The sequence below is a fragment of the Tepidimonas sp. genome, from assembly GCF_029335975.1.
GTDB lineage: Bacteria > Pseudomonadota > Gammaproteobacteria > Burkholderiales > Burkholderiaceae_C > Tepidimonas.
In genome coordinates, this window is sequence record NZ_JARJMT020000176.1 from 1 (window position 1) to 8,993 (window position 8,993).

Here is an 8,993-nt window from a genome sequence, read left to right on the forward strand (position 1 = left end):
CCGGTAGTGCCAGCCGGGCATGCATTCGAGGATTTGATACAGTTCGTCGGCCTTGGATTTGCGCAGTACGCCCTTCTCATCGACCACCGGCGCCTTCTTGCGGTTGACCGCCAGATGCACCCGGGTGGCGGGCAGGCCGGGCTCGCCACACCACACGGCATCGGCCAGTTGCACCAGGCGCATGGGGTCGCGCTCGAACCTGCCGGGCTGATACCGAAACAAACGGTTTTGCAATTCCTGATTGTTTTCGTCGCGGCGCTTGCCGGTGCGACGATCCTCAACCATTTGCAGGCGGGAGCCGCCATTGATCTTGTCGAGCAACGCGGTGCGGATGGCCCCTTTGAGCGATGAGCCATACAGCACCGGCAGGCGCGTCACGGGGTTGTAGGCGGTGCGGTCGATTTCCAGGCGGTTGAGCACTTGCTTGCCACCGGCTTCGCGGTTGGCGGTTTGACCGACACGACTGGCGTAGAGTGTGGTGACACCCCGCAGCACGGGAATCCGCTGCAGCGCATGCGCCATGAGTGTTTCCCGGCGTTCGTAGAAGAAACGCTGCACGGCCTTGATCATCTCGGCATCGGGGCGACGATCGGTAATTCTGAGCAGCGCCTGCCGGTCGGAGGCCGAGAGCGCCATCACCGTCGCGCCGGTGTCGAATTCATGCAGGATGCCATCGTCGATGACGTAATTGGTCGGTTCATAGCTCTCCCCTGTGCCGATATGGACGGGTGAGAGCGGCGTGATGTGCAGTCGGTAACTGTCAAAAGTTTTCATGCATACCCCGAGGCGCGCATGTTTGGAAAGGTACTGTCGGCGGTTTCGTGAACGACGATTTCACTGTTAACGACCGTCCCTATCAGGAAGTTTGATCCCAACCACGGGCGCATAGCCTTGATGAACGGTTTGCGCAATGGCCTTGGATAGCGTGCTGTCACCACCCAACCCCTGACCGGTAAACGAAACGCCAACAGCCATCGCAGGGCGCGGGGTGAGCACGGCACCGGTGTTGGCGAGCACGACCGGAGTTTTGAACGGGTTGCCCTGATGCACGCCAAGATCGCCGTGGCGGCCAAAGCGGGTGAACACCGTGTAGTGGCAGCGTGTGGCGTCCCAGTCGAGTCCTTGGGGGGCGCAGGGTGCCAGCGTCATCCAGGCGTCGGCCCCGCGCTGCATGGGGAGCTCGGCAGGGGTGAAGGCGTCCAGCCGAAAACGGCCCAGGCCGATGCTGGCATCGCGTCCGAAACCGAGTTCGCCGATGTCGCACAGCGCTCGTTCCAGCTCGCTCACCGATAGCCGCGTGTCGTCGAGCACGATGTAGATTTCCAGGGCGCAGCCTTGGCCATACCACAGCCGCGCCATTGTGTACGGAGCGAAAGCCTCGCCCGTGGTGCCGGTGCGGCGGTCGATGGCGTTGTGAGGGTGAGGGTGCTGCTGTGCTGCGCCACCGGGCAGTTCGCTGTCGGTGCGGCAATGGTGAAGCCAGTCGGCTACAGGTGTGTCAATGTGCTCAATTGGGAGCCAGGTGCGTCGCTTGGCGGCCTTACGATCATCGCCCGGCAGCGGGTTGAAGCAATGACCGGGCAGGGCAGGCCGCGGTAGATGGCCGGCGGGCAAGGCGTCGGAGACCACCGCGAACGGCCGACCCGCCGTGTATCCATCGAGCAATTGGTCTAGCCGCGTCTCCCCCAGCCGGTTGCGCAGCGTCCAGCACAACTGGCCGAACAGGGTGTCGCCCTTGGGGGGTGTGCCAAAGGCGGAAAGTGGCGTGATACGGGCCGTAAAGGTCAGCATGATGGATGCCTGCGTGGGTCGATCGGCATGTCAGGCCGCCACGGCGAGATCGATCCTGGCCAGCTCCGGCAACACGTCCTCGCCGTCCAGTTTCAGCTCGGCGAACTTCACCTTGCCATAACCGCGCGAGACGGAACCGCCCAGGCCGGTCAGCTCCAAAAGCTTGAGACCCTCGAACACCGTCGCGCGCAGGTCTTCGTCATCGTGCACGCGCAGGGTCAGGGCGAAATCGAAGCTGGCGCCCGCCGGCACGCGCTCGGTGTTGCGCGGATTCACGGCCACGCCCTGGATGCGGTCGATCATGTTTTCCATCTTGGTTTCGGTAAGCAGCAGGTTGCGCCGGCTCATCTCTTCCACCCAAGAGCGGGTCAGCGGGCAATCCCAAAAGGCCAAGCGCGTGGGGCCGATTTCTTCCACCAGCTTCATGTCTTGGCCAGCGCCTTCCGGTGCGCCGCCGAACAGCTTGAGCAGGTTTTTGGCCGCTTCGCGTTCAGCTCCTAACAACCCGTTGATATCGCGAAAACCTAATGGTTTGCCCTGGGTTTGCCCCACCACCCCAAGTTTCCATTCCAGGAGACTCCTGATCTTGCCCTTGAGGCTGGAACCAGGGATGTAGGGCTCCTGGGTGATGGGGTTCTTGAGCACCGGATTGTCGGTGCCGCCGATGTGCATTTCGTTGTTGCCGGAGCCGATGTGCAGTCCCGTGACCAGTTCCAGACGACCGGTGAATTTGCGGATGGCGGTGAGTTTCATGTGGGGTCTCCCTGGTTTTAGTCCTGGCGTTCCTGTTTGTAAAAGCCCAAGAAGGCTTCCCAGAAATACTTGCAAGTAGTCAAGGTTTGCGGGCTGGTGACTTCACCCAGAGTGTGGTGCATCAGATCGACGAAGGTGCGGTCGACAAGCTTGCGGCCTTCGGCATAGGCCACCTTGGCATTGAGTATGCGGATGAAGGGGAGGTATTCGGCGAACTTGGCTGCCCGCACATCGGGCGGCTGCTGGCTGGCGCGCGTCTCCCACAGCAGCAGCTCGTCATAGAAGCGGCGCAGCTGGGTGGGTTTGTTGCGGTTAGGATCGGCACGCGCCACGGCCTGCGCCGCTTGCTTGGCGATGCTGTTGAAGAGTTCTGCATCCGGCGAGGCAAAGCGGATGTTGCTGCGCCAGCCGGTATCGACCTGCTGGCGGGGTGCTTCCTCGCGCCTTTGCGGGTTGGGTCTGCCTTGATGGGGTTGGGCCATGTCGCTCTCCTCAGTCGCGTTGCTGATACAGATAAGTAAACAGGGCGATCTTGTAAGCCGCCCGGTGCCTTTCGATGCCCTGGCTGGCGATTTCCACCGCCAGTTGCTGTTGCAGTTGCCTGCGTTTGCGCTCGGCGGCATCACGGTCGCCTTCGTTTCTGATCCTGGCCTCCAGCATGCGCCGGGTGCGGTAGGCGAAGCGCGAATGCCAAAGGGCGTTTTCGGGGCGCGTTTGGTCAGCCGCCATGTCGGTGAGATGGAGCAGGCCATAGAGGTAACCGGCTGACAGCTTCAATTCGCGACTGAGCTGCTCGAGCGCTTCCTCGCGCGCCATGAGGTCGGTAAACGTCGACCAGGAAACGGATTGCCCGAAGCAGGTGACGGCATTCTTGCCCGGTAGTTTTTTGGCATCTTCCAGCGCCGCTTCCGCCTGTTGCGCGAGATGCCGGATGGGCAGGCCCGGCTTGCTCATGGACAGCCCGGCCGAGAAGTGCAGCTCCGGGTTGCCCGCGACGTAGCGGGCGAAGTCTTTATGCATGCGCTGCGCCAGGCGGATGGTGGAGCGCCACGGCCCGATCAGAAAGAAATCGTCGCCGCCGGCGAAGACGGTGTAGGTATTGGGGAATTCCTTGCGACACAACCAGGGTAGCCAGATGGTGAAGAAGGCGTTGACCTGGCGCGACAGTGCGGCCATGCGGGCAAAAGTGGGGCGTTCCAGACCCTTTTGGAAAATCAAGCCCAGGTTATCGATGTCGCCCTTGAGGGTCATCAGCGCCTCCACCCCTACCCAGCGACCGGTCTCGCCGAGGCGTCGGTCGTCGCGCGCGAGATGATTGAGGGTCTTCGGGGTCAGCGGATGCGGCTCGAAATCGTCGAGGTCGTCCAAGCCCCGGTAGCGGTCGGATTCCCAAGCATCGGGCTCGGCGAATCTAGGCAGGAAGGCGTTGATGGCGCGCCGGGCATAGCCATTCCACAGCGGCGCATCGGCAGACTCTGGCAAGGAAAAATCCCAGGCGCGCAGCAGGTTGCCAGATTTGGCCTCGCCACCGAACTTGCCACTGACCTCCTCCGCGCCGGTGAACAACACGTGGTAGCCGAAGATGGGCAGGCGCAGCTGGTTCAGTGTCTGCCCTTCGGCAAGCGGCTGGATGCGTTGCCGGGTGATGAGTAGACGATCCTGGTGGGCCAGCCATTTGCCGGTGTGCACCTGATCCCAGGCCAACTCGCTCACCCACACTCCATCCTCGAGTTGGCAGGCAGCCGGCGAGCGGCCATCGATCTTGCATTCGCCATGTTCGAAGCGGTCGAGGAAACCGCGCCGCACCGCTTCGGGTGGCGTCGCGCCGCACAGGTCGAAACGCCGCAGCTTGGCCGCTTCCAGTTGCTCGAACAGCCGCTTGATGAGCTCGCGAAATGGGCTTTCTGCAATGCCGTGGCGGAAATCTTTCGCCGCCGCGGGCAGCCAGGCGAGGTTGATGGCGCTCTGTCCATAGGTGTGCTCGATGAACCAGCGATTGAGCTCGTCTTGCACATCGCACAACTTGGCGACCGCCTCTGGAGTGTTCGGTGCGACGACGAGAAACTTGCCGGCGGCATTGACCACCTGACTCAGCGGCGGCAGATCGAGCGCTTCCAGGACCTTGAGCGCTGCCAGTTCGGACAGCAGCGAGACGTAAAACGAGCGTCCACGCAGCAGCCGCGCCACCTGCCGCTGCGATTCGCCGCCGGAGAAAATGAACTCCTGGATGCCGGTGAAGTCGCCCTGCACGAGCAGGAATTTTTCCGTCTCCCAGGCTTGGCGGGCCGCATCGTGCCCGGCGCGCTCGCGGTCCCATTGGGCACGCAGGCTTTCGCGCACCATTTCAGGGTCATGCCCCTGGTCGGCATGGAAACGCCACAACGCCACCGCCAGGGCCGCCGTGGTGCGAGAGTGGTCGTAGAGGGAAACATCGGGTCGCACACGGCCGCCGATACCCGCCGTGGCCGAAGGAATGGCATGGGTGAAAGCAAGCCACAGACTGTCGAAATGATCCAGCCACAGCGGCAGGTTGGCGCGATGGCTGGCGGGAATGGCTTGCAGACCGGCTTGGTACTGCTGCCACAGTTCCAGATAGTCGGCTTGCGCGGCGGCCTTGTCGCCGGTTTCGCCGACTTTCGCGGGAGCCGGAAAGATCGCCTCGGGCGAGAGCGGTTTGAGCGGGTAGCGGTAGGCGGGCGTGGTTTCTTCTCCCCCGGCCTCAAGATGAATGCCTTCGAGCAAGGTCCATTGCCGGGTGGTGTAGTGATTGAGCTTTTTATCCTCTTCGTCCGGCGCCTGGTTGTAGGCGACAAATTCTTCTCGCTCGAAACCGGAGGCGAGCCGGTCGGCGGTGGCGATGATCCATTGCAGGAAGGTTTCCGGCCGGTGATGCCGTGCGGCGGCGTTGATGATGGAATCGTCGGCGTTTTTATCGCGCCACGGCGCGAACGGGGTCATGTCTTCCCCCGTTAGTTCCGGCAACCAGGCCTCCAGCAAATCCATGGCGATGGCGGTGTAGGCCGCGTGGATGTGCGTACGCCGGCCATTGCTTTCCGGACAGGCCAAAAGTTCTTCGATGGCCTGGCGGGTATTGCCGTCGGCGTCTTTGGCAAGCGCCTCCGGGATGCGCGCCCGCTCGGCGAATTTGCCAAGATCGTGCAGAAGGGCCGCAAGCGCGACACGGCAGCTGGCCGCCATGCACTTGGAGATGGCTTTTTCAGTTGGTTGATCCATGTCGGGATTCTTGCTGGTTGAAACGGCGTGTTGAAACCTGGCAAGCTTGCAAAATAGGCCTCATGTGTTGGTCAGCTGGTTGAGCGTGGCACTGAGCTCCGTGCGCAGGCGATCGGGGTTTTTCAGTAGCTGTGCATGCGGCTTGTAGGTGGGCAGTGTGCCGTGAGCGAGGGCGTTGCGGATGTTGCGCAGCAGCCAGAAGTCGTTGCGCTTCCGGTCGGCATGTTCGCCATCGCGCAGTTCGCGGCCAAAGTCTTGGCCGGCTCGCTCGCGCGCGGCGTAGTCGAGCGGGTCACCGCCTTGCTCGGCCACGATGCGGGCAAGAAAACTCTCGAGCCCAAGAATGGCGGCGCGTAGAAAGTCGTCTCGGCGGAGGGCCTGCACCGCGAGTTGGAGCATCTGTTCGTGCAGTTCGGTCTCGTGCACCCAGCGCAGACTCTTGCGCAGTCTCTCTTGAAACAGACCCGATGCGCCGTGCAGGGGCTCGTCGAGCGCACGCACCGCCTGTCGCAGGCCGCGCGCGGCATCGCTCACGTTGTTCATGGCAAGCAGCGGCCACGCTTTGGCAAGCGCCCGGGTGTGGACGGGGTCGAGCCCGTCGCGTTCGAGCAGCTGCGCAAAGCGCGAAAAATCACCCGAAGCGTCGAAAGCGGCCAGCGCCTCGGCCCACTCCTGCAAGTGCGCAAGGCCAGAGAGCTCGACCACCGGCGCGACGCCCTCTTGCATCATGTCGAGCGCGCCGTAGTAGAGCCCTTGCGTGCATACGTTCTTGCTGTGCTGCAGGTAACGCGTGGCTGCAAGCCCGAGCATGGCCAGGTGCCGAAAGCCGTGTGTGATGTCGATGGCGACGTGCGCTTCGCTCTCGAGCAAGTCGCTCAGCCGTACGAGGAGTTGCTGCTGGTCGGCCGGTGCGGCTCCTGTCGGAATGACGATCGTTTTGATCTCGAAGCCGAGGTGCCGCGCAAATGCGGGCTGAAGTCGCTCGAGCAGAGCTTCATCGACCTGGCCCTCGCGCACCGCATCCATGAGCGCGAGTCGGGATTCCTCGGCCCCAGCATCACCAACGGTGTTTTCGATCAACACATCCCACATGCTCGAGGCCGTGCCGATCAGGATCAGCTTGGCCGCACGAAGCTGCTGGGCCAGCGCCAGCCCAAAGTAGGGTGTTTCGTGGATGGTGCCATCGGCAAACCGGTAGCGCGCAGGGCGGTAGCCACGGGATGGGTCAGCCACGCTTTTGCCGAGAAAGGAGATCAGCGTCAGGCTCATGTTTCTGCTCAGGGTAGGTTGCGGTGGGTGGTGAGATGGAACTGGCTGCTTGGCAGCCTGAGCGCATAGGCGCGCTGGCGGCCACGGCGGCCCGGTGCGGCGTTGTCGATGGGGTCTGCCATGCAGCAGCCCAAGGCGCTTTTGAGCGTGCGGCGCAGGCGGCTGAGGGCCTGCTCGAAGCCGGCTTTGTGGTCCGGCCCGTCTTGCAGCCAGTTGTCGAACGCGCTCGACAGCGCGCCGTGACCAAAGCTGTGAACGATTGCCTCGCGCGCTTCGTGAGCCCATTCGCCGTCGGTGCCTGCGTTGGAGACCGGGCAGCGGATTCCCCTGCCACGAGCGGTGCAGGCGGCCAGCAAGACGAGCACGCCCGCCTCGCGCGGAGAAAGGGCAACCTCAGCGGCACCCATGCGAAGCCTGTTGGACTCGAGGTCGAGCGTCCAGTCCTCCGCGCCGAGGTTGCGGTTGGCCAGGGCGACCAGGTCGGCGTAAGACAAATGCTGCGCCAACACCTGCGCGGGCAACAACTGCCGCAGTCGCACGAAGGGGATGTCACCCAGCCAGACGCGTGCGTCTCGGCAATCCAGCGCATCGCCAGTGGGCCCAAGCGCGGTGATGACCCGCGAAGACGCCGTTGGATAGAAGAACTCGGGGTGCGCTTCGTACTGCGCGGAGACGAGCACATGGCTCAGCCGGTCTTGCGGGCGACCATAGAGACTCATGGCGGCGCCGAGCAGGTAGCCCATCGTCTTTCGGCCGCCGGCGATCGAGGCGTGTAACTCGGTGTGCGGTTCGGCCGTCAGCCGCCGGATGAGATCGGCGATGGTGTTGGCCGCGCTGTCGTTGTCCTCGTCATCGCGGATATCGTCTAACTCGCGGTCCTGCGCATCGCGGATGACGTGAATCTGCTCCTCACCGAACAGGATGGGCGGAAGTTTTTCGTCGCGCCGCAGGCGCTCAAACCACCCTGGATCAGCCGAGAGCAACCGCAACCGGGCGTTTTGTGCGCCCTTGCGGGTGGTGATCAAGTGCACCTCGTGAGGCACCCACGGCGGCGTGCGCTTTGCAAGCGCGTGAACAGTCTCGGTCACAACCTGCGGCGACATGCCGGTGACACAGACGAGGATGCGCGTTTGGGTTTCCATCAGCCGAGTATCTGGCCACCCCGCACCAAGCCCCGCCCTCGGCAAGCTTGCCGCAACCGGTTGCTGCATGCCAATTGCGCAACCCGCCCACCGATCCCCAGCCCCCGCACGAGCTCTCCTCCACGCGTTTTTTGACCAATCAGCCGCAGCGGCTGATTCATTGTGCCGCCCACCGCCGCAACCTCGCAAGACAACGCAGCCCCCGTGTTGCAAAAGGACAACTGCCGCAGCGCCGATCTGGCGGCAAGGCTCAGCGGTCGACGAGATGGCGAGGGATCAATCCCTTTGTGATCAGGGCTTGGTTCTTACCGCAGGCCACGGCAATGGCTCGTGAGAAGCAGGAGTCTTAATCCCTTTGTGATCTGGGCTTGGTTCTTACGGTCGAAGGCCGAGCATATCGCTCGCAATCCCATGTCTTAATCCCTTTGTGATCAGGGCTTGGTTCTTACATTAAAACGTATTTCGAAATGGCTCGCCTTGGTCAAGTCTTAATCCCTTTGTGATCAGGGCTTGGTTCTTACCAATAGGGGCATAAGCACCGGAGAACGTTTGCTGTCTTAATCCCTTTGTGATCAGGGCTTGGTTCTTACACTCGATGCCGTTGCAAAGGGCATCCCAGAATCGTCTTAACCCTTTGTGATCAGGGCTTGGTTCTTACACCATAGGTAACAGAAATACGTGCCATGCGCAGTCGTAATCCCGGAGTGATCAGGGCAAGGGTCTTAACCGATTTTTATAGTTACAGAAGATGTGATCGGCATCATAATCACTTGGAGAGCACGTCGTGTGTCTGTCAAACAAGTA

7 protein-coding genes are annotated in these 8,993 nt (G+C 62.4%); all 7 read right to left on the reverse strand.

Annotated elements, in window-relative coordinates; translation table 11 throughout:
• Positions 1-774 (reverse strand): RAMP superfamily CRISPR-associated protein (locus P3W97_RS09845; RefSeq protein WP_300846265.1); only part of this gene is annotated, 774 nt, incomplete at its 3' end.
• Between the two features lie 66 nt (positions 775-840).
• Positions 841-1,791, reverse strand: coding sequence for a hypothetical protein (locus P3W97_RS09850; protein WP_300846267.1), 951 nt, complete (start codon positions 1,789-1,791; stop codon positions 841-843).
• 30 nt (positions 1,792-1,821) lie between these two features.
• A complete protein-coding gene (csm3, locus tag P3W97_RS09855; RefSeq protein ID WP_300846269.1) occupies positions 1,822-2,544 on the reverse strand; it encodes a type III-A CRISPR-associated RAMP protein Csm3 in 723 nt (240 codons plus the stop codon).
• Between the two features lie 17 nt (positions 2,545-2,561).
• Entirely contained in the window at positions 2,562-3,026 is a 465-nt protein-coding gene (gene csm2, locus P3W97_RS09860; RefSeq protein WP_300846270.1) for a type III-A CRISPR-associated protein Csm2, read from the reverse strand.
• A gap of 10 nt (positions 3,027-3,036) precedes the next feature.
• Complete coding sequence (gene cas10 / locus P3W97_RS09865; protein WP_300846272.1) at positions 3,037-5,742, reverse strand: type III-A CRISPR-associated protein Cas10/Csm1; 2,706 nt, start codon at positions 5,740-5,742, stop codon at positions 3,037-3,039.
• Between the two features lie 96 nt (positions 5,743-5,838).
• The gene (gene csx2 / locus P3W97_RS09870; RefSeq protein ID WP_300846274.1) at positions 5,839-7,047 is read right to left on the reverse strand and encodes a TIGR02221 family CRISPR-associated protein; all 1,209 of its coding nucleotides are present in this window, start codon (positions 7,045-7,047) and stop codon (positions 5,839-5,841) included.
• An 8-nt stretch (positions 7,048-7,055) separates the two neighbouring features.
• Positions 7,056-8,258 carry a CRISPR-associated ring nuclease Csm6 gene (gene csm6, locus P3W97_RS09875; RefSeq protein WP_367184617.1) on the reverse strand — a complete coding sequence of 401 codons (1,203 nt, stop codon included), beginning with the start codon at positions 8,256-8,258 and terminating at the stop codon, positions 7,056-7,058.
• Positions 8,259-8,993: the final 735 nt, after the last annotated feature.

What these genes read in the sequence shown, in the direction of transcription:
- csm3 (WP_300846269.1), bottom strand. Translation starts at nt 2,544, where the DNA reads ATGAAACTCACCGCCATCCGCAAATTCACCGGTCGTCTGGAACTGGTC.
- csm6 (WP_367184617.1), bottom strand. Translation starts at nt 8,258, where the DNA reads ATGCAGCAACCGGTTGCGGCAAGCTTGCCGAGGGCGGGGCTTGGTGCG.
- csm2 (WP_300846270.1), bottom strand. Translation starts at nt 3,026, where the DNA reads ATGGCCCAACCCCATCAAGGCAGACCCAACCCGCAAAGGCGCGAGGAA.
- cas10 (WP_300846272.1), bottom strand. Translation starts at nt 5,742, where the DNA reads ATGGCGGCCAGCTGCCGTGTCGCGCTTGCGGCCCTTCTGCACGATCTT.
- P3W97_RS09850 (WP_300846267.1), bottom strand. Translation starts at nt 1,791, where the DNA reads ATGCTGACCTTTACGGCCCGTATCACGCCACTTTCCGCCTTTGGCACA.
- csx2 (WP_300846274.1), bottom strand. Translation starts at nt 7,047, where the DNA reads ATGAGCCTGACGCTGATCTCCTTTCTCGGCAAAAGCGTGGCTGACCCA.